The organism is Weissella koreensis KCTC 3621, assembly GCF_000277645.1.
This window is the reverse complement of sequence record NZ_AKGG01000016.1, coordinates 103,150-124,663: the sequence shown is the minus strand read 5'-3', so window position 1 is coordinate 124,663 and position 21,514 is coordinate 103,150. Positions and strand designations below refer to the sequence as shown.

Sequence of the window (21,514 nt, the reverse complement as noted above, 5' to 3'; positions counted from 1 at the left end):
ATGTTACGTTCTTCATTCTGACAACGAAGGAGGCATTAAACGTGGCCAACGATGTTATTGAAATTTCTGGTGTGGTAAAGGATACTTTACCAAATGCCATGTTTACCGTTGAATTAGAGAACGGCGCCGAAATCCTTGCGCATGTCTCAGGTAAGATTCGAAAGAACTTTATTCGAATCCTTCCAGGAGATCATGTTAAAGTTGAGATGTCGCCATATGATTTGACTAAGGGACGGATTACTTTCCATTTTAAGTAAGCAAGTCGTAAAATTATTTTGGAGGTAAATACAATGAAGGTTCGTCCATCAGTAAAGCCTATGTGTGATAACTGTAAAGTTATCCGCCGTAACGGACGTGTGATGGTGATTTGCACAAATCCCAAGCACAAACAACGTCAAGGTGCTTAATTTATTAAGCTTTGATAATCAATTAAAACTATAGGAGGTAAAAGTAATGGCTCGTATTGCAGGAATAGATTTGCCTCGCGATAAGCGTATCGTGATCGCATTGACATATGTATACGGAATCGGTAACACTACTGCTCAAAAGATTTTGGCAGAAGCTGGAGTTTCTGAAGACGTACGTGTTCGTGACTTGACACCCGACCAAGAAGATTCAATTCGCGCAATCGCGGATGGAATCAAGGTGGAAGGTGACTTACGTCGTGAAGTATCAATGAACATTAAGAAGTTACAAGAAATTGCATCATACCGTGGAATTCGTCATCGTAAGGGATTGCCTGTTCGTGGTCAAAATACCAAGAACAACGCCCGCACGAGCAAAGGCCCAGCTGTTGCAATTACAGGTAAAAAGAAGTAATTAATATCTGTAGAAAGGAGTTATATTCATGGCAGGTCGTAATAATCGTAAGCGTCATATTAAAAAGAATATTGAAAGTGGTGTTGCACATATTCACGCAACATTCAACAATACGATCGTAATGATCACTGATGTTCAAGGTAACGCTGTTGCTTGGTCATCTGCTGGTGCTCTTGGTTTCAAAGGTAGCCGTAAGTCAACGCCATTTGCTGCGCAAATGGCATCTGAGGCTGCTGCCAAGGGAGCGATGGAAAATGGTATGAAGACAGTTGAAGTAACTGTTAAGGGTCCTGGTTCAGGACGTGAATCTGCTATCCGTGCTTTGGCCGCTGCAGGTTTGGAAGTTTCTTCTATTAAAGACGTAACTCCAGTACCGCATAACGGTTCTCGGCCACCAAAGCGTCGTCGTGTCTAATTGCGCTTTGCAACTAGTTCACAGCTAAGCTTTGATGAAAGGGGTAACAAACAATATGCTTGAATTCGAAAACCCAAAGATCACTCTTGTTGAAGATAGTAACAATTACGGTAAATTTGTAGTTGAGCCTTTAGAGCGAGGCTATGGAACAACGCTTGGAAATTCTTTGCGTCGTGTATTGTTATCTTCATTGCCAGGAGCAGCGATCAATTCTGTACAAATCGATTCTGTTTTGCATGAGTTTTCAACAATCGAAGGGGTTGTTGAAGATGTTACGCAAATTATTTTGAACTTGAAAAAAGTTTCATTACAGATCGAAAGTGATGAGGAAAAAACACTTGAAATTAATGTCGCTGGACCAGCAACGGTAACCGCAAGCGATATTACTGGAGACAGTGATGTAACCATCTTAAATGATGATTTATACATTGCAACTGTTGCAGCGGGGTCTACCTTGCACATGACTTTGACTGCTGAACGTGGTCGTGGTTATGTTTCGGCTGATCAAAATAAGGAATTGCATGAAGATTTGCCAATCGGCGTTCTTGCAATTGACTCTATTTTTACCCCTATCGAACGTGTAAATTATCAAGTTGAAAGCACTCGTGTTGGTCAACGTGATGATTTTGACAAACTCACTTTGGATGTCTGGACCGATGGTTCATTGACTCCAACAGAAGCTGTTTCTTTAGCTGCACAAGTTCTTTCATCACATTTGAACGCATTCGTTGAAATGTCTGAGCGTGCAGTTAAGGCTCAAGTGATGGTCGACAAGGAAGAAACTGTTGCGCCTAAGCATACTGAGATGCCAATCGAAGAGCTTGACTTATCAGTTCGTTCATATAATTGTCTCAAACGGGCCGGAATTAACTCTGTTCAAGAGTTAGTAGACCGGACAGAAACACAGATGATGTCTGTTCGTAACCTCGGTCGGAAGTCACTTGACGAAATCCAAGATAAACTTGCTTTGATGGGTCTTGGATTCCGTAAGGAAGATTAATTAAACAGATAATACCAAAGAAGGAGGAATGACTCATGTCATACCGTAAGTTGGGACGTACAAGCTCACAACGTAAGGCTTTGTTACGTGACTTAACAACATCATTGTTGATCAACGGTCGTATCGAAACAACTGAGGCTCGCGCCAAGGAAGTTCGTAAGACTGCTGAAAAGATGATTACGTTGGGAAAGCACGGAGACTTGGCTTCACGCCGTAAGGCTGCAGCTTTCTTGCGTAATGTTGTTGCTGATGTACAAACTACAGAAGACGATAACGTTAAGGTTGAAAACGCTTTGCAATACTTGTTCAATCAAGTTGCACCTCGTTTTGAAGGCCGCGCGGGTGGATACACTCGTATCTTAAAGACTGTACAACGTCGTGGAGACGCTGCACAAATGGTTATCTTGGAATTGGTTGACTAATACGTTAGCGCCAAAATCGATAAACATTCTTTAAAATCTCCAAATTATTAAACATAAACCGTTATGATGGTGGCACTAGGCTTAGTCTAGGTTGAATGGCCCCATGCTGGGTCACGTTTAATAATTTGTGAGGTTTTTTTTGTACAATTAAACTTTATAATTTCATTCGGTTTAATATTTTGAAATAAGTGAATTAATGTATATGTATATGGTTGAAAATAGTTTTCTTACATAATAAAAATCAAATAAAATCATTTACAAACGACAAGAAAACGATTACAATAATATATGTAAAAACATTCACATATAAAATAAAAATGTTATTCAAGAAATGGGAGAAATAAAATGAAAGCAGCAGTTGTTCGCGAAAATAATGATGGATATGTTGATTTGATTGATGACTGGGAACCACGTTCCTTGGCATTTGGAGAAGCGCTAGTTGACGTAGAATATGTAGGTATTTGTCATACTGATTTGCATGTTGCTGCTGGAGATTTTGGTGATCCTAATAAGATGGGAACTCAAAACGGTAAATTCCGTCGGGTTATTGGTCATGAAGGAGTCGGTCGAGTATCTAAGCTTGGTGAAGGTGCAAGTGATTATTTGAAGCTTGGTGATCGTGTTTCAATTGCCTGGTTCTATGATGCTTGTGGAGTTTGTGATTACTGTGTTTCTGGAAATGAAACTTTCTGCCGTAATGCTCGTAACTCAGGTTATACAGTTGATGGTGCAATGGCTCAACAATGTGTGGTTAATGCTAAGTATGCTGTTAAAGTTCCTGAGGGACTTGATCCAGTTCAAGCAACATCAATTACTTGTGCCGGAGTGACAATGTATAAGTCATTAAAGGTTGGGGAAACAAAGCCAGGACAATGGGTTTCTGTCCATGGGGCTGGAGGTCTAGGAAACTTGGCCGTTCAATATGCACATAACGTCTTTGGAGCTCATGTTGCCGTTATTGATGGAAACGATGATAAACTTGAAGCCGCTCGCCTTAACGGAGCCGAAGTTTTGGTTAACCGTAAGAAAGAGGATGTTGTCGCTCGTGTGAATGAACTAACTGGTGGTGTTCACAATGCTCAAGTGACAGCAGTTAACGATGCAGCATTCTCACAGGCGGTCAATGTTTTACGTCCAATGGGTAAGTTGGTTGCAGTTGCGTTACCACAAGGTGATATGTCTTTGAATATTGCTAAGACCGTCTTAGATGGAATTGAAGTGCGCGGATCACTAGTTGGAACGCGTGCTGATTTGAAAGAAGCCTTCCAATTTGGGGCTGAAGGTAAAGTTACCCCAATCGTTGAAAAAGTTCCATTCTCAGAAATCAATTCTGTTATTGATGAAATGAAGCAAGGATCAATTACTGGACGTAAGGTAATTGACTTTACTACTTTGTAAAATAAATTTAATTTTAAAATGAAATTGTAGCGATTTAGCTACAATTTTTTTGTTTATAATTAATAGAAATATTAATAAATTGTTATTAATGTTTTAATAAATTAGATTAATTTAAAATGTTAATTGTAAATTATAATTTTTAATTAGTAATAGTTGTTCGGTTTAGATGAATAAATTCATAGCAACAATTTATGTAATAAGAAAAGATAGTATAAATTTAATGTGACGTATAAATGGCTCAAAGACGAGGTTGTGGACGCTTTTATATGTAAAAATACAGTTGGATATAAAAGAATTTATCAATTGAAAAAATTAAGGTTAAACCTACTATTCATGATATGCTTATGAAACAGAAATGCATTCATCAATTAGTTTTGGAGGGCGTCATGGCAGGAAACGAAATGCAGTACCGAGAGAACACGTCACAAATTCACAAAGAAATATATCTACTATTTAAACAAGCTAATATTATTCAGGATTGCTTAATTAATGATATCCTGTGTGCCATGCATGCGATTGAACGGCAAAATGGTGTTATTTATCTGGGCCGAATTCATGATAGCCGTACTTATCGAATTAGTTGTAATCCGAATGATGATGGATTTAAATTAGTTTTTAAAAACTATGAAGATCGAAATCGATTTGCTTGTGCTTTTGAAACCTTATGCCGGGAACTAGGTTTGCAATTTTATAAGTATTTTTAGTGGATTGAACACATTGAACATTCATATCAAATTATGGTAATTCAATTATGATTTGCCATAATTTTTTATTTGGAATTTTATTCATATATAGTATTTTAAGTTTAGGAATGGTAAAATATATTTTATTTCGACTATCCAAATTTATGTAAAAAAAACAAATAGAAAAGAGATTCTATCATGCAAGTTAAGAATAAATCATTTCATCCTTGGCGTTGGATTATTAGTATTATTTTAGTTATTGCTATTATTTTTGGAGCTGCAGGTGGTTATTTTTTTCATGTAGCTGAGGTGCGCGCAAATAAGTCCTTTATCAAAGGTAAGTCCATCAAAGCTGGAGCACCTTTATATCAACAACAAGAAGATTGGAAAAGCTATGATAAAGCTCTGTGGAATCTTAAGGCTCATGATGGAACTAATTTACAAGGATACTATGTTAAGGCCGACCAACCGACGACAAAGACAGCATTAGTCATTCATGGTTTTGGCGTGGATCATCAAGCGATGATGCCCTATGCGGCGATGTTTCATAAGAATGGATACAATGTATTATTGATTGATAATCGGGCTGCGGGTAAGTCAGGTGGTAAATATATTGGATATGGTTTCTTAGAAGCCCAAGATGCTAAAGAATGGACACAAAAAATTGTTCAAGAAAATGGTAATGATTCACAAATTGTTGTGATGGGGGCTTCACTTGGTGGTGCAACTACTATGATGCTATCAGGGATGAATCCACCTAAACAAGTGAAGGCCTATGTCGAAGATGCTGGGTACAATTCAATTAGTGAAGAATTATTGTTCCAAGCCAATTCCATGTATCATTTGCCTAAATGGTTGGCGAAACCTTTGGTAAAAGTGGTATCATTGTATTCTAAAATTTTTGCTGGGTATTCATATAAGCAAGGAGAGGTTAGTCAATATCTTGCAAAAAATAATCGACCAATGATGTTTATTCATGGTGCGGAAGATTCGTTTGTACCAACAAAATTTGTATATGATAATTATCGTGCTCAAAAAGGGCCAAAACAATTATTAGTGGTTCCTAATGCTGAGCATGTTAAATCATATGCTACATTAACTAAAAAGTATGAACAAAAGGTCGAAAAATTCCTAAATAATTATATAAAACAATAATAATTTAATGATATAGATTTGCCCGCTGGCATGTTCGCTTTGACTTAATTGTTGAAGCGATTTTTTTAGGAGTAATATACAAAAATTAGGAGTATGAGTATGAATTCTAGATTAGATAAAAATAATAGTGGTAAAAGCCATAAAAAAATAATTATTATTTCAATTGTAGCTATCCTATTTGTGATTATGTTGATGATTACAGTGGCTAGTTTATCAATAGCAGGCAAATCATCTATTGAAACTGAAAGTGCTAAACAAAGTAAGCGGTCCAAAAAAGTTAGTAGCTCATCACAGATTAGTAGTGAAAAGAGTGTTAGTATCATTGCTAGCACCTCATCTTCGGTATCATCATCAAGTGAGAGTAATAATGTCACCGATGAAGAACGCTCTATTTATTTTACTAGAATGAGTATTGGATTAGCAGTAGGGAAAGTTATTTATTATGATGCTGGTAAAGATACGCCTAAATTGGATTATTTTGAAGAGATACCAGAAGGATTTAAAATATACTTTGTAGATGGAATGTCATACGACGTTAGGGATACAATATATTCTGAAAATTTGGAAAGTGAATATAATTTTGGTAATAATCATGGGTTTGAAATTTATTTTGATCATGCTCCAGCGGTGCGTTTGAAAGTTCCTCAAGGATTAGGTGGTGTTTACGATATAACACCGGATATGTTAAACCAGTATGCAATTAGATAAGATTAATTTAGTCGTTCAATAATTGAATGGCTTTTTTATTTGGCCCCGCCCATTGAGTAGGAAAAGAATCGAATAACAAATGGTGCCGTTTCTTTAAAACACTGCAGTTATTATTACTTTTCAAAATACCCCCATCATAAAAAATAATAATTCAATGAATTTGGGGTACCAGGGGAAAGGGTCTCGACTGTATAAAATATGCTAAAAACGTATAGGGGTGGGGTAACGTTGTTAAATCATTGATACAATTGAATTTATGCAAAAAAATAAACGTCCAAAACGGGCGTTTTTAATTTATTTATGGTCTAAAACGATGGCTAAAAACAAAGTATTTTGGTTAATAATAGCTTTAAATTAGTATTTATATCCATTGAGCCCCCTACCTAAAAGTTTTCAATTTTGGGTATTTCTATAAGATTATGAACTGTGTGCGCTCCTTTAATCTGAAAATAGACGGGGAGTGTTACGCTCGAAAGTCGTATGTGTCTCTGATATTAGCCATAATTACTTGAGTAGGCTCATCCCCTCATCAAAAAACGACCTAGATTATACTAGATCGTTGTATCTTATTTCTATTTTGCTACTACTTCATTAATTTTTACAGCAATCTTTAATAAGTCATGATTATTTCTGACATCGCCACCGGTATGTTTATAGCGTTGAGTAAACTTTTGACGTATCTTGTTAATATGATTAGGCGGTATCTTGTATATTCTAGCAAGTATATTGGCGGTTAGTTTTTCCTTACCGTAACTTTGACTTATGATACTTTCTCTTCGTCAGTGAACGTGCTAAGAGTGGCTTTAATATGATTTATTTGATTTTCTACTAAGTCCGGCACTTGCGTGTATATATCTATTTGATCATTATTTAATTGTGAGCTAAAACTATCATTCAATATCATGTTACAAAACTTAAATTCAATTGCTAAACGTCCGCCAAAATAATAGTATAAAGTTGTTGAGAATGCCATAATAATACCTCACAAGTTATAGATTTAATTTTATAAATACTTTTAAATATTAATAATTATATATATTTTATGATTGTTTTAAGACTAATTATAACGTTTGTTTTAATATGTAATTGGAATATGAAATTATTTTTGGGAGTATTTAAATTATGGAAACAAGAGTAGACAAGAATAAAAAAAGCAAAAAATGGATCTATATTGTGTTAGCTATCATCATAATAATAATTGGGATGATTGTGTTCCTTCATAATATAGGTTCAAATATATCAAGTAAGCATAACGATACAGAACTAACTAGATCGAGTAATCATGTGGATACAAAATTAAAAAAAAACAGGTAAATAAAAATAATTTAAATGATGTTAAGAACAAGTTAGTGGGGATGAATCTTACTATAAGTCCATATCTTTATGATGGGGAGGCTGTTGATGATGCTATGAATAATGGTGATGCTCCTCAGAATTTAGTACATGATGGGACTAATAATGTTAGTTTTATAGATGAAAATACTATGCGTTCTAAGATGTTAGGTTCTTATAATACAGAAAATTATTCAGTTACTAAAAAATATATTATCATAAATAAAAATGACAATATTTCTGGTAAGATACCGTACAAATTTGAAAATGATGAAATAACTTTTAAACAATGGGATTCAACGTCAGATGGACATAAGATCACTTGGCAAGCCACTATCTCTGACAATATTGTTTCTGATAATTCAGATAACGAAGTATCAAGTGATTCAAAGGGTGATGTATCAAGTACCTCAGAAAGCGAGTCTCAATCAGAAAATAATCCAATTAAGACAAATGACTTTAATAAAACAGATTTAACTAATCGTTTAATAGGAATATGGCAAGATGATCAAGGTAATAAATTAAAGATAACGGGAAGTAGTGAGACTAACTATTATGGAGCTGGATCTGCTGAAAATGGTCCTGGAGGTTTTGCCATTGGGACTATGGATGATGGTTCTAATTCAGAAAATAGAGAATTTAAAGCCATAGCGGGGCAACAATACAGTCCTGATCAAACACCAGGAAGTATCACTTTTTCTGAAGACTATAATACAGTAACATTTGTTAATGTGATGCCAGGTTCAGGATCCCAAAAATATACTAGGGCTCAATAATTATTCGAAAAGTATTTTCTGGGAATGAGGTTCAAAAGTTATTTTTTGGTAAAAACTTATAAGACGACAATACTGCATCGTTTCTCTTAATCAATAGTAGGGCGGGGGTTATTGTTAAATAATAACTAACTCGTAATAGTTTTAAATTGATTGTGATTAGATACATTCAACTACCTTATAATGTCTTAAATAGGTTGATATTGATAATTTATTAATATTACGCAAATGTTTTGCATTGAACTGAAACAGAACGAAATAGTTTATAAATGTTTCGTAATTAATTTATAGAAAAAGAGCAAATTTATCCTAATTAATATTTTTAATTATAATTAAAAGAATGGAGTTATTATGTGGTTAACGGTGTTTATGATAGTATATTTCGTAATTATGATAATTATTTATTTATGGAAATTATTAGCACATAAAAATTAAGATAAAGTGAGTTTTTATTAACATACGATAATATATATTAGTGGGGACGTTAGTAGCGTGTGCGATGGCTTCTGGCCTTGTAGAGGGTTTATTAACAAATAGCAATCGAACAAATTCAGAAGCGTCGAAATTATTAATTGTATATTTGGGAACTATCGGTATATTATCTTTTCTAGGCGGAACAATAACAGAAATTATGATGATTAACAATAATTTCAATGTATACTTCCTAAAATTCATGGATTTTCTATATTTTTAAGCAGGATTTCCGATTTATCTAACGTGTATGCTGAAAATAATAAAGAAAAAATTAAAAGGATGATGTTAAATATGAAAATTGAAGAAGCAGAAAAAGAAGAAACGAAAATTAAAGATAACGATATTACATTGGCTGATATTTTAAATAAATTGACTAATGAAAATATAGTAAATGACACAGAATATTCTGAAAAAATATTTAATATAGAAGAAGGTTGCAAAGATGAAAATGGTAATTTAAAAAGTTATTTTTCTTGGAAGGATGATGCCGATAATAAGAATGATCATATGTATACACAAAAATTTCACCTTAAAAACTATATAGAAGATAAATTAAATAATGGATATAGTGCAACAGAAAAATTTAATACTAAATGTTTTGGACGCATTAAGAATTGTGCATTAAGAATTTATATTATGGAAATTGTCTATGATATGAGTCCTGAATATTTAGGGGCATACAACAAGATCATAAATGAATATTATGGGAACTCTAATAGAAATAATCGTAAAAAGCCTAAATTTATTTTTGATAAATAAAAACAAATATAATAATCAGTTTCATTTTAATGCTCAATAAGGTTGCTCAATTTAGAGCAGAATACTACACATAGAAGAAACCTAATCCAATACATAGCTAGCGGGCATGTCTGGAAAAGGACTTAAAAAATTATAAGTATTAGAAAATTAAAAAATGATAAATATCAAGTTTGTGTATACGTTGGGACTGATGAAGTAACTTGTCATACAACATATAAGTATAGGAACACTGACAGTAAAACCAGTGCTATTATGATCGAGAAACAATTAAATGACGCCTTTAGTCGTGGCGATATTGTTATAAAGGAATTAGAATACTTACAACCTCAACCCTACACGTTTGAAGAGGCGTATAAAGAGTGGTGGATGTTTTATAGTAACCAAGAGTTAACACAAGCAACTAAAGATAAAACAAGGGCATATTTTAATGGTCATCTATTAAAAACTGAACTATTTGTAAATTTAAGGCTAGATAGAATTAACAGGCTGGATATTCAAAAGAAAGTAAATATATTTCTACCAAAGCTTACACAATCAAAAGCAATGTTAGGTTATGCAAGTCGTGTGTTTAAATACGCAGTTGATAGTGAACATATTATTTGCGATAGCAACCCATTAGAACATATTCAAATGGTTAGACCAAAAAGAACCAAACGCCGTGAGGTTCGTTTCTATGATGAAATACAAGCCAAAATGTTTGAAGTGGGACTGAATGAATATTTTAAGAATGATGTGGATTTTTTAACGTACTTTATTACATTGCTACGAACCGGAATGCGTAAAGGTGAAGCACTTGGTTTAAAATGGAGTAGTGTTGACTTTGAGAGACGCGAAATATTATTAAATGGGCGTATATCAATGGACGGTAATGGAAAGGGTCATTATTTAAAAGGTCTTAAAAATGGGGATGCTTTTAGATACATTGATATTGATGATGTTGTAATTGATAAATTGAAAAAGTGGCATTACGTTCAGGCACAACGATCAATGCTAAAAGGTAAGCCTATTAATAATGATAGTTTTGTATTTAAAACGTTAAAATATTCGCCATTTCATCAATTGAAAGAATTTAACGAGTGGTATAATAATAATCATTCAACGATATTACCATATTTAAATATTCACGGACTCAGGCACACACACGCTAGTCTGTTAATATCTAGTGGCATGGGGATTTAAAGAAAGTGTCCGACAGGCTTGGACATAGGGACATATCAGATATATGCAGAACTAACACCAAAAGCGAAAAGAGAAGTAGCGGACGTGTTTAGCAATATTATGGGCGATATTAAAGAAAATTATTGAGTAAGTTATACCTAATAACAATGTTAATTATTAGGTTAGGTTTAAATAAACACGATTTTGACCGTGCTTATTCGATTGTCAAACTATTTTAAACGTTGGTATTAAGCCATTTATAAATAACGTTTATAACTAAATGAGAGTGGATAAATATGACAGAAGAACATTATTATACAAAGAATCCTACGATCGAACATGACGAAAAAACTTGGTCATTTCCGATGTTTCAACATAACCTAACTTTTACCACTGATTCTGGCGTTTTTTCACGTCAGACCGTTGATTTTGGGACTCGTACAATGTTGGAGAGCTTTAATCGTGATCATTTACCAGCAGGTAAAATTTTAGATTTAGGTGCTGGTTATGGACCAGTAGCAATTAGCTTAGCAAAAATTTTACCTGATCGGCAGTTTGATGCAGTTGAAATTAATGAGCGAGCAGCGGCTTTAATACAAAAAAATGCTGCAAAAAACCAAGTAATGTCTCAAATTAAAGTAATTCAATCGGATCAATATGAAAATGTAACAGACCAATATGCAGCTATTTTAACTAATCCACCGGTGCGTGCTGGTAAAGAGGTGGTAAATGGAATGTTAACTCATGCTATTGAACATCTGGTGATAGGTGGAACTTTGACTGTTGTTTTACAGAAAAAGCAAGGGGCGCCATCTGCTAAAAAGCTCATGGAAAATGTTTTTGGAAATGTTCAAACTATTGCGAAAAATAAAGGTTACTACATTTTGGAAAGTATACGTAATCAATAATATAAAGGCTAGGTCAAATTGGCCTAGCTTTTTTACCAGGTATTGATGGAGGAAATGTTAATGTTAACAGAACAACAAATTCATACTTTCATGGGGGCTGCCTTAGTGGAAGCTAAAAAAGCTTATGCCTTAGGTGAGGTCCCCATTGGAGCGGTGGTGGTATTAGATGGTCAAATTATTGGGCGTGGTTTCAATCTACGTGAACGGTTTGAAGATCCAAGTCAACATGCCGAATTTCAAGCTGTTTTAGAAGCTAGCCGGCAACAAAAAAGTTGGCGGCTGCCCGAAGTAGAGTTGTTTGTCACCGTTGAACCTTGCATAATGTGCGCAGGTTTATTGCAACAAGCGCGGATTAAGACGGTATATTATGGAGCTGAAGATTATAAAGCCGGTGGAGTACATTCAATGTATCATTTATTGGAAGATGATCGATTAAATCATCAGGTAGAGGTGCATCAAGGGGTTAGGGCAACAGAGGCCAGTACCTTAATGAAAGATTTTTTTAAAGCTATTCGGATACGACAAAAGGCTGCTAAAAAAGCGCGACGTCAAAGAGAGGATCAAAATTAATTATGGGATTAACAATTTTGTTTGGTGATGGTACTAAAGACCGAGAATTAGCCTTATTAGAAAAGATTAAAAAAACACGGCAATCAAAAAAAGATGGTCATTTTTTTTATTTAGTACCAAATAAAATAAAATTCAAAACTGAAATTAATGTTTTAAAGCGTTTGGCGCAGCTCGATCATAGGAGTGGATCAGCTTTGGTAACTCCTAAGGTTCAAGTTTTCTCCTTGTCAAGATTAGCTTGGTATTATATGAACGAAACCAAGTTATATCAAAGAGCAAATTTATCACCTGAAGCGCTAGTAATGTTAATTCAAAGTCTTTTGAATGAACACCAAACTGAGTTGAAATTATATGGTAACTTATTGAATAAGCAAGGTTTTATTAGCCAAATGGCAAGTCAAATCCAAGAAATAAAGCAGGCTGGGCTAACATGGGATGAGGTCCAGGCAATGGCCGATAACCTTGATGATGAGCCTGTTCTGCAAAATAAATTATTAGACTTAGTTTTGATTGGTACAAATTTAGACGATGAATTAGGGCAGCGCAATCAATTTTTGAATAGTGATTTATTAGGCGTTCTAAAACAATATTTATTGCGGGGCGAGGTAGATTTGTCATCACAATATTTTTATATCGATGGTTATTCACAAATGACTCCATCAGAAGTGGGCGTAGTTGAAGCATTAATTGCTATGAGCGCCGAGGTCACTATTGCTTTGCCTGGTGAAAATGGTTCGGCATCACATCTTGATCAGAATTTAGATGAAAATGAATTGTTTTTTGCTCCTAAAAGATTGGCACAACAACTACAAGCGGCTGCACAAAGCTATCTTCAAACAGTTGTTATTCAGGCGATTGATCAAGAACGTCCGGTTAAATCAGGCTTAAAAGGTATTTCTGATTTTTGGATTGAATATGAACATAATGGGATTCCAGTCCCAACTAAAAATGATGATATTGAATTATGGGGGGCGACTTCTAAGTATCAAGAAATTGAGCAAATTGCTCAAAAAATTCATAACGAGATTATCAATGAAAAAGCACGTTACCGTGATTTTGTATTGATGACACCAGATCTGGGGCAATATCAAAATATAATACCGGCTATTTTTGCTAAATATAATTTGCCTCTATATCTTGATAATGATCAGATGATGACGAATCATCCGTTGATAGCTTTTGTTAAACAGTTGCTTAATTTGAGTCCTCAATATTCATTAAATTCAATTTTAAACTTGCTTAAAACGGAGTTATTAATTCCAAAAGATACAGATATAAAAACTTATCGAGAGGCGCTGGCAATTACTGAGAATTTTGCTCTTTCAAAGAATTATTTTGGTCAACGATGGATTGATCCAAAAGTCTGGAAATATGATTATCAAATCGACGAGAATAGTGAAGAAAGTTTACGCCAGCGGGCTAGTGAAAATGATGCGCAATTAGCATTGATTCATGATCAAATCTCTCAAAAGATTGCGCCATTTTTAACTCAATTATCCCAAAGCCCTAACGTCCGAAAGATGGTGCAGCAATTGTATCAATTCCTGAAAGATCAAGGTGTGGATCAGCGAATTTTGGTTTGGCGAGACCAAGCCGTAGCTAATGGTGATATGTCTGCAGCACAACAAATGGAGCAAGTTTGGAATCAATTAATGGCGATATTAGATGATACTGTAACGGTTTTTGATCAACAAAGTTTAACGATATCAGAACTAAATGAAGCCTTGATGGCCGCGTTTAGTAATGCTAAGTATTCTGGAATTCCCGCTGCAATGGATCAAGTGTTAGTAACGGAAACAGGAATGGTTCAGTTGGTTGGAGTGCCTAATGTGATTATTTTTGGTGCTACCAATATTAATTTACCAGCGACTGTTCATCAAAAGTCACTTTTGCAGGACTTAGATCGTAAAAAATTACAAAAACAGCTACCAGATGGTAAAAAGCTACGAGATACCACTGACATTTTGATGGCTCAGGATAGTTTGAATCTATATCAAGCGATGATGATTGGAGAACGAAAAATTATTTGGTCGTTTCCAACATCAGATGGTAATAGTAAGTTAAAACCTTCAACATATGTTGAGCGTCTTCAACGTGCTTTTCAGTTACCCATACAACAGATTAGTTATTTAACTGATGAACAAAAAGACTTAATAGAATTAGATCAACTAACCGGAACGATCGCCAGTGCTCGGGCTCAATTTATTTTAGCGGCTGGAATTGCACAACAAAATCAGCAACCGTTGGCAGCTGGTTGGCAATTGGTGAAAAAGGCGTTAGATGAAGTTCAACAAAATTATCCAGATACTAGTGATATTCAAAAATACAAAAAATTATTAACTTCCTTGAATTACCGAAATCAAAGTGAACAAATTGAGAAGACTTTAGTTCAAGCTCTCTTTGGGACTGAATTGAAAACTTCCATTTCACGTTTAGAAACGTATGCTAAAAATCCATATGAATTTTTATTACATTATGGTTTGAAATTACAGCCACGTTCTGAAATGGAATTAACGGCTGGTGAACAAGGTTCATTAATGCATGCCATTTTAGAAAAAGTATTCATACAGCTAAAAAAGGAACCATTGGGCGCGTTATCAAATGAGGCTTTGGAGCAATTAGAAACACAAACATTGAAATCGATTTTAGCAGCTGATGATCCAACATTTGAAATTTTTACAACTAGTAAGCGGTTTGAATTTATCACGCGTAATTTAGCCGAACGGGTGCATTATGCCTTAGTGAATATGCAACGTGGTCAGCGTGAAAATGCTGGTATTATAACTCAAGGAACTGAAACTACATTTGGTCAGGGGTTACTGAAACCTTTACAGTTTAAGATGGGTGAAAATTTGGTAACAGTTAGAGGAAAAGTTGATCGATATGATATGGTTCATAATAGCCAACGTGATCAAAATTATTTAGCAATTATCGATTATAAGTCTAAACAACGAAAATTCAATTATACAGAAGCATTTAATGGGCTAGAATTACAACTCCTCACTTATTGGGAGGCAATGAATCTAAATCAGACTAATGGTATGAAAGTGCAAGCTGCTAATTTTATGGAACTACAACGGGAAATTCATGAGCCTTTTGTCCAAACAGGCCAAGAAACATATCAATTCCAACAACAAACGGCTGTTCAAGAATCCAAACAGGAACTTAAATATCAAGGATTGATTGAAGATGATGAAGGATTTATTGAACAATTAGAAATGAATGATGACACTCCCTATCGAATTGAGCGAAAGGCAGACGGAAAATTCAAAGCAAATTCGGATGTAGTAACTTCGGAAAAATTAGAGACACTTTTAAAATATAATAAAGCCCAAATTAAGACATTAGCTGGTAAAATTTTGGCAGGTAAATTCCCAATTGCACCATATCGACAAGGAACCCATAATGGACTTCAATATACGGATTATCGGGATGTAATTCAATTTGATGCTATGTTAAATAATAAGTATCGGGATTTAAAATCATTGAAAGCACCAGAAGCTTTGAAACAAATGCAAGCCAAATTATTGGAGCAGGAGGGTAAGTAGATGCAATTTACTAAACAACAACAAGCTGCCATTGAGACACGAGAACAAAATATTCTAGTTTCAGCATCAGCTGGTTCTGGTAAAACTAGGGTGTTGGTAGAACGTGTTTTAACACGTTTATTAGATGGTGATAATATTGATGAATTTCTAATTGTGACTTTTACTGAAGCTGCAGCAGCAGAAATGAAAGAGCGTTTAGAAAAAGAAATACGTAACCGTCTGCAAAACATGCAAGGATCAGAACGTGGTCATTTAATGAAACAGCTAAGATTGATAAAAATTGCTAATATTTCCACTGTGGACGCCTTTGCGCTGAGACTCATTGAGCAATATCATTATGCAATTGACTTAGATCCACAATTTCGGATCGCTGATAATGCTGAGAAGAAATTAGCAATGCAGCAAATTTTAGCCAAGGTTTTAGAACAAAATTATAATCTTGTTGATAATAAAGATTTTTTAGATTTATCGACACAATTTATTGATAAAAATGGGAATGATACTCCTCTACAAACGGCTATTTTTCAATTATTTGATTTTGCAATGGCCCGACCAGATACCGATGATTGGTTAAATCAACTTAGTGAAAATTATATTATTGAAGGTGATTTTCTGGGATCAAAGTTATATGTTGAAACGGTGTTACCCGAATTACGGGATAGTTTATTCGACTTACATCAGCAATATGATCAATTAATTGCGCGCGTACCTAATGATGAAATTGATGCTGCTAAGAATCGGCGGCAAGATTTGGTCGAAGAAGATGAGCACATACAAAAAATGTTAAATATCTTGACGGCGGAGGTTGATTGGCAGACCTTGCGTCAAACAATGTTTCAACAAAAACCAACGCCCTGGAATGCTAAGGGTCGGGGGATGCGAGGTCTTGAACCAGATTTGAAAGAAATTTGGAGTCAAATTGGCGATGATCGGAAAGAACTACATAAAGCAGCGGGTAAATTGGCTCAACGGTTCTTTACTTTAGATGAAGCGGGTTTGAAATTTGCGATTAGTGGAGCTCAAAGAACTTTGAAGGAACTAGTGAGAGTTACAAATCAATTTCGACAGTCGTATCTGTCAGATAAAATTCAACGTAAGGCTTTTGACTTTAATGATTTAGAACATTTTGCCCTAGAAATTGTACAAAAAAAAGATATTGCCAAAAAATTACAAGAGCGTTATTCAGAAATTATGGTTGATGAATATCAAGACACAAGTAATTTGCAGGAGGCAATTGTTCAAGCTTTGGCCAAATCAAATAATGTTTTTCAAGTGGGTGATATCAAACAATCCATTTATAAGTTTAGACAGGCTGATCCGCAATTATTTGCTAAAAAAATGGAAAATTATGGTCATGATCAATCAAAGGATCGTTTAATTACTCTTGCTGAAAATTTTCGTTCACAACCAAATGTAACGAATTTTATTAATTATCTGTTTCAACAATTGATGAGTCGTGAATTGGGGGATGTCGATTATGTTGATTCGGCAAAATTGGTAGCCGGAGCGAAATATTATCCAGACGATTTGCCTAAAAAAGCTGAATTTATGATCTATTTTGATGAAAATCAAACGGAGGATAATGAGAGCGAAGATAATGCAATATATCCTGAAAATTTAAGTTTGAATTCAACTACAGGCCAAATTCAAATGATGGGTCAAAAAATTCAGAAATTAATAGCAGATGGATTTGAAATTTATGATCGTGAAGCACAGGTAATACGCCCTATTCAATACTCAGATATTACAATTTTGGTTCCATCACGAACCCAAAATCCTCAAGTAATTGAAATCTTTAAAACCTTAAATCTACCATTGATTGTGAAGGATGCGGGGAATTATTTCCAGACGATGGAAATTTCAATTATGATGGATCTATTAAAAGTTATTGATAATCCACATCAGGATATTCCTTTAGTTGCCGTTTTGCGTTCACCGATTTATGGATTGGGTGAAAATGCCTTAGCACTTATTCGAACCCAAAATTTAAATAGTGATTTTTATACTGCAGTTCAGGCGTTTTACCAACAGGATCCTAATAAGATGGTGGAATATGGCTTAGATTTAGTTGAAAATACGCAAAGAATCATTGATAAGTTTTTACGAGAACTTGATCAATTTAAAACATTAGCGGTTCAAAATAAATTGGTTGATTTAATTTGGTCAATTTATCAAACTACGGATTGGTTAGATTATGTAGGGGGCTTACCGGGTGGGATGCAACGTCAAGCTAATTTACATGCCTTGTATGAACGAGCTGATGCCTATCAACAAACTAATTTTACGGGACTTTACCAGTTTAATTATTATATTGAACAACTTCAGAAAAATGCATCTGACGATATTGGGGAAGTTGATGCGAATGAAGCAAATGAAGCGATTCAATTAATGACCATTCATGGTTCAAAAGGGCTTGAGTTTCCCGTTGTATTTATGTTGAACACTACAAAAAAATTCAATACGCAAGATCAAGTCGGACAATTAATTATCGATAGTCAAGCTGGGGTAGGATTGCAATATATTGATCGAGAATTCGCTTTGAAATTAACGCCACCGCAATATGAAACCGTTCGGGCTGCTTTATTGCGTTCTAGCTTTGCAGAACAATTAAGGGTGCTTTATGTGGCGCTAACACGGGCTGAACAACAATTGTTTTTGGTTGGATCATATAAATCTCCTAAAACATTAGTTAAACAATGGCAAAGGAGTCAAGTTATGGATTCACAACACGCCATGATATCATCATCAATTCGGTTGCAAGGACACTCATTCATGGACCTGATGGGAATGGCGATTAGCCGGCATCCTAATTTTCAAGCTACGGCTAATGTATTATTAGATAAGTATGGGGTCGAATTAGATCAAACATCAATGTATAATCCGGACCTTCCATTTGAATTTAAAATAACTTTTAATCAGCATGATGAGTTAATGCAACAGCCATTAGTTTCAAATAGTGATAATTTGACATCAAATGATGATAAAACAGTATTCAACTCGGTAACCGTGGAACAGAAACTTGATCAAATTAAACAATCTTTTGCGTTTCAATATGACCATGAGGTATCTACTCGGACAACTGCTTATCAATCAGTCTCAGAAATTAAACGTATTTTTGAAGATCCCGATTTAAAAGATGGAAGAACGATGGGCGATCAGAGTTTGTCAACTGAAGCTGATGCAGGATTGCGTCTGGTAAATGAAGAATTAAGTGAGCCATCGTTTATGAGTGAAATGCAAACTAATTCAACCGGTGCCGCTCGAGGAACAGCGGTACATTTGGTTTTGCAAAAGATTGATTTAAAAGCAGGAACACCTACACCGGAACATATTCAACAATTAATTCATACATTAGTACAAGAGGAATTGATTGAGACTAACTTGGAGTTCTTATTACCAACCCAGGCTATGAGTGAATTTTTTGAACATTCTCAATTGGGAAAAAACTTGGTTAGGCATGCCCAATCGGTAGAACGTGAAGTTCCATTTTCGATGTTAATTGATGCAAAACAGCTTTATCGTGATTTTGACGATGAAGAATATGTCTTAGTGCATGGAATTATGGACGGATATATTCGTGTTAATGATGAAATTTGGCTGTTTGATTATAAAACTGATTATATTGCTCCTGGAGTAGATGGACAGACTTTGCTAGAGCAGCGCTATAGTGGACAAATTAATTTATATGCTCAAGCATTAACGGCGATGGGTTATGGTAATATTCGTAAATTTATTGTTGCGTTAAATACATACCAAGTTTATGAATTTTAAATAATATGAATGATTTATTTTGACAAAGGATGACGGCTTAAAATAGTTTAAATCACAAAAAAATTGTAAAAAAGGAGGAGCATTATTTGAAATGCTTCTCCTTTTGTGTTTATTTAGATTAATAATTAAATATTAACGATAAATCCAGTGGTTACCATCTTCGGCTAACAAATCGTCAGAAGCCTTAGGTCCCATGGTTCCAGAAACGTAGTTCGGGAATTCAGCAACTTCAGTATCCCAAGCTTTTTGGATGGCATCAACGAATTTCCAAGAAATTGATACACCGTTCCAATCAGCAAAGTTCGATCCGTCACCGTTCATGGCATCCTGAATCATGCGTTCGTATGGCTCAGGGGTTCTTTCCATATCCAAATATGAAACTTCCCACTTCATGATGTCAGTTCGTGTCTTAAATTCTGAAGTGGTATCTTTTGCATTGATTCGGAATTCAATACTTCCTTTAGGATCAATCAAAATTGAAAGGACAGGGTTATCTAATTCGATGTCATTACCAAAGATACTTAAGCCCTTTTTGAATACCACATCTACGCGGGTTTGTTTTGACTTCAAACGTTTTCCAGTTCGAATATAGAATGGGACACCATCCCAACGAGAAGAACGGAATTGTAGGCGGCCTGCCACGAAAGTATCATTTTGTGAATTTTCAGGGACACCGTCTTCATCCAAGTATTTAACTTGAGTTCCGTCAATGTTTTCACCATATTGGCCTCGAACAAAGTTAGCACCAACTTCAGCCCCTTTGTAAATATGGAGTGAGTTGAAGGCTACATTCTTAGCAGCCCGGATATCTTTGTCTGTGAAGGAAGCGGGCTTTTCCATTGCTAACCAAGCCACGATTTGCATGGTGTGATTTTGAATCATATCACGAAGGGCTCCGGCATCATCATAATAACCAGCTCGTTCTTCAACGCCCAATACTTCTGAAAGGGTAACTTGAACATTTTCAATATAATCTTTATTCCAAGTAGCATCGAAAATTGGGTTTCCAAAACGGATTGAAGAAATATTTTGAACCATTTCTTTTCCTAGATAATGATCGATTCTGAAGATTTGATCTTCATCAAAAACTTTTGTTAATTGATTATTCAATTCCAAGGCCGTTTCATAGCTAACACCAAAGGGTTTTTCAATCATTAAGCGATTAAATTCACCATTTTTAGTAACTAGTTCCTCACTATCTAAGAAACTAGCAATGGTTCCAAAGAAACGTGGAGCAACTGACATGTAGAAAATACGGTTGCCCTTTAATTCATACTGGGCGTCCAATTCATTATTAAGTTTAAGAAGTTCTTGATAGCCATCTTTATTATTAACGTCTAATTTGAGATAACGGAAGTGGGAGATGAAATGCTTAGCATCGTCTTCATCTTCAACCACGTGATTAATTGATTCACGAACCATGTCGTGAAATTCGGCATTAGTTAAATCGGCACGTGAAGTTCCAACAATCGCAAAATGTTCTTGTAGGAAACCTTTTTTATAAAGGTTATAAACAGATGGGTAAAGTTTGCGCTTAGCTAAATCTCCGGTTCCACCAAAGAAAGTTAGGAGGGTTGTGATCTCTTGTGGCATGATAGTGTACTCCTTTTGATTAATCAAT

At 35.0% G+C, this 21,514-nt stretch carries 19 protein-coding genes; 17 read left to right on the top strand and 2 right to left on the bottom strand.

All coding sequences use genetic code 11. The features are described 5' to 3' along the window. The first annotated feature begins 41 nt into the window (after positions 1–41). From infA to JC2156_RS07085, 10 genes are all read left to right on the top strand, one after another. The gene (infA, locus tag JC2156_RS07125; protein WP_006845955.1) at positions 42–257 is read left to right on the top strand and encodes a translation initiation factor IF-1; all 216 of its coding nucleotides are present in this window, start codon (positions 42–44) and stop codon (positions 255–257) included. Positions 258–290: 33 nt separating this feature from the next. Then, positions 291–407 carry a 50S ribosomal protein L36 gene (rpmJ, locus tag JC2156_RS08780; RefSeq protein WP_013989368.1) on the top strand — a complete coding sequence of 39 codons (117 nt, stop codon included), beginning with the start codon at positions 291–293 and terminating at the stop codon, positions 405–407. A 46-nt stretch (positions 408–453) separates the two neighbouring features. Next, complete coding sequence (gene rpsM / locus JC2156_RS07120) at positions 454–819, top strand: 30S ribosomal protein S13 (protein WP_006845954.1); 366 nt, start codon at positions 454–456, stop codon at positions 817–819. A gap of 28 nt (positions 820–847) precedes the next feature. Beyond that, positions 848–1,234, top strand: a complete 387-nt coding sequence (gene rpsK, locus JC2156_RS07115) for a 30S ribosomal protein S11 (RefSeq protein WP_006845953.1) — start codon at positions 848–850, stop codon at positions 1,232–1,234. Positions 1,235–1,289: 55 nt separating this feature from the next. Beyond that, positions 1,290–2,234 (top strand): DNA-directed RNA polymerase subunit alpha, encoded by a 945-nt coding sequence (locus JC2156_RS07110; protein ID WP_006845952.1) that lies wholly within the window; start codon positions 1,290–1,292, stop codon positions 2,232–2,234. A 35-nt stretch (positions 2,235–2,269) separates the two neighbouring features. Then, positions 2,270–2,656, top strand: a complete 387-nt coding sequence (rplQ, locus tag JC2156_RS07105) for a 50S ribosomal protein L17 (RefSeq protein WP_006845951.1) — start codon at positions 2,270–2,272, stop codon at positions 2,654–2,656. 345 nt (positions 2,657–3,001) lie between these two features. After that, positions 3,002–4,054 carry an alcohol dehydrogenase AdhP gene (adhP, locus tag JC2156_RS07100; protein ID WP_006845950.1) on the top strand — a complete coding sequence of 351 codons (1,053 nt, stop codon included), beginning with the start codon at positions 3,002–3,004 and terminating at the stop codon, positions 4,052–4,054. Between the two features lie 386 nt (positions 4,055–4,440). Then, a complete protein-coding gene (locus JC2156_RS07095) occupies positions 4,441–4,758 on the top strand; it encodes a hypothetical protein (RefSeq protein WP_006845949.1) in 318 nt (105 codons plus the stop codon). Between the two features lie 177 nt (positions 4,759–4,935). Then, positions 4,936–5,892, top strand: coding sequence for an alpha/beta hydrolase (locus JC2156_RS07090; protein WP_006845948.1), 957 nt, complete (start codon positions 4,936–4,938; stop codon positions 5,890–5,892). Positions 5,893–5,991: 99 nt separating this feature from the next. Next, the gene (locus JC2156_RS07085) at positions 5,992–6,600 is read left to right on the top strand and encodes a hypothetical protein (protein WP_006845947.1); all 609 of its coding nucleotides are present in this window, start codon (positions 5,992–5,994) and stop codon (positions 6,598–6,600) included. A 760-nt stretch (positions 6,601–7,360) separates the two neighbouring features. On the opposite strand, the gene JC2156_RS07080 is transcribed toward JC2156_RS07085, so the two are convergent. Then, complete coding sequence (locus JC2156_RS07080) at positions 7,361–7,573, bottom strand: hypothetical protein (RefSeq protein ID WP_006845946.1); 213 nt, start codon at positions 7,571–7,573, stop codon at positions 7,361–7,363. 382 nt (positions 7,574–7,955) lie between these two features. On the opposite strand from JC2156_RS07080, the gene JC2156_RS07070 reads away from it, so the two are divergent. The 7 genes from JC2156_RS07070 (at position 7,956) to addA (ending at position 19,893) form a co-directional block, all read left to right on the top strand. After that, positions 7,956–8,708, top strand: a complete 753-nt coding sequence (locus JC2156_RS07070) for a hypothetical protein (protein WP_006845945.1) — start codon at positions 7,956–7,958, stop codon at positions 8,706–8,708. 762 nt (positions 8,709–9,470) lie between these two features. Then, positions 9,471–9,938 (top strand): hypothetical protein, encoded by a 468-nt coding sequence (locus JC2156_RS07065; protein WP_006845944.1) that lies wholly within the window; start codon positions 9,471–9,473, stop codon positions 9,936–9,938. Positions 9,939–10,190: 252 nt separating this feature from the next. Further along, positions 10,191–11,117 carry a site-specific integrase gene (locus tag JC2156_RS07060; protein ID WP_006845943.1) on the top strand — a complete coding sequence of 309 codons (927 nt, stop codon included), beginning with the start codon at positions 10,191–10,193 and terminating at the stop codon, positions 11,115–11,117. Between the two features lie 275 nt (positions 11,118–11,392). After that, on the top strand, positions 11,393–12,004 hold the full coding sequence (locus JC2156_RS07055; RefSeq protein ID WP_006845942.1) for a class I SAM-dependent methyltransferase: 612 nt from the start codon (positions 11,393–11,395) through the stop codon (positions 12,002–12,004). Between the two features lie 60 nt (positions 12,005–12,064). Further along, complete coding sequence (locus tag JC2156_RS07050; RefSeq protein ID WP_006845941.1) at positions 12,065–12,574, top strand: nucleoside deaminase; 510 nt, start codon at positions 12,065–12,067, stop codon at positions 12,572–12,574. A 2-nt stretch (positions 12,575–12,576) separates the two neighbouring features. After that, positions 12,577–16,122, top strand: coding sequence for a PD-(D/E)XK nuclease family protein (locus tag JC2156_RS07045; protein ID WP_006845940.1), 3,546 nt, complete (start codon positions 12,577–12,579; stop codon positions 16,120–16,122). Next, positions 16,123–19,893 (top strand): helicase-exonuclease AddAB subunit AddA, encoded by a 3,771-nt coding sequence (gene addA / locus JC2156_RS07040; RefSeq protein ID WP_006845939.1) that lies wholly within the window; start codon positions 16,123–16,125, stop codon positions 19,891–19,893. A 132-nt stretch (positions 19,894–20,025) separates the two neighbouring features. Here the strand turns inward: addA and zwf are convergent, their stop codons facing one another. Continuing rightward, complete coding sequence (gene zwf, locus JC2156_RS07035) at positions 20,026–21,486, bottom strand: glucose-6-phosphate dehydrogenase (RefSeq protein ID WP_006845938.1); 1,461 nt, start codon at positions 21,484–21,486, stop codon at positions 20,026–20,028. Between the last annotated feature and the right edge of the window lie 28 nt (positions 21,487–21,514).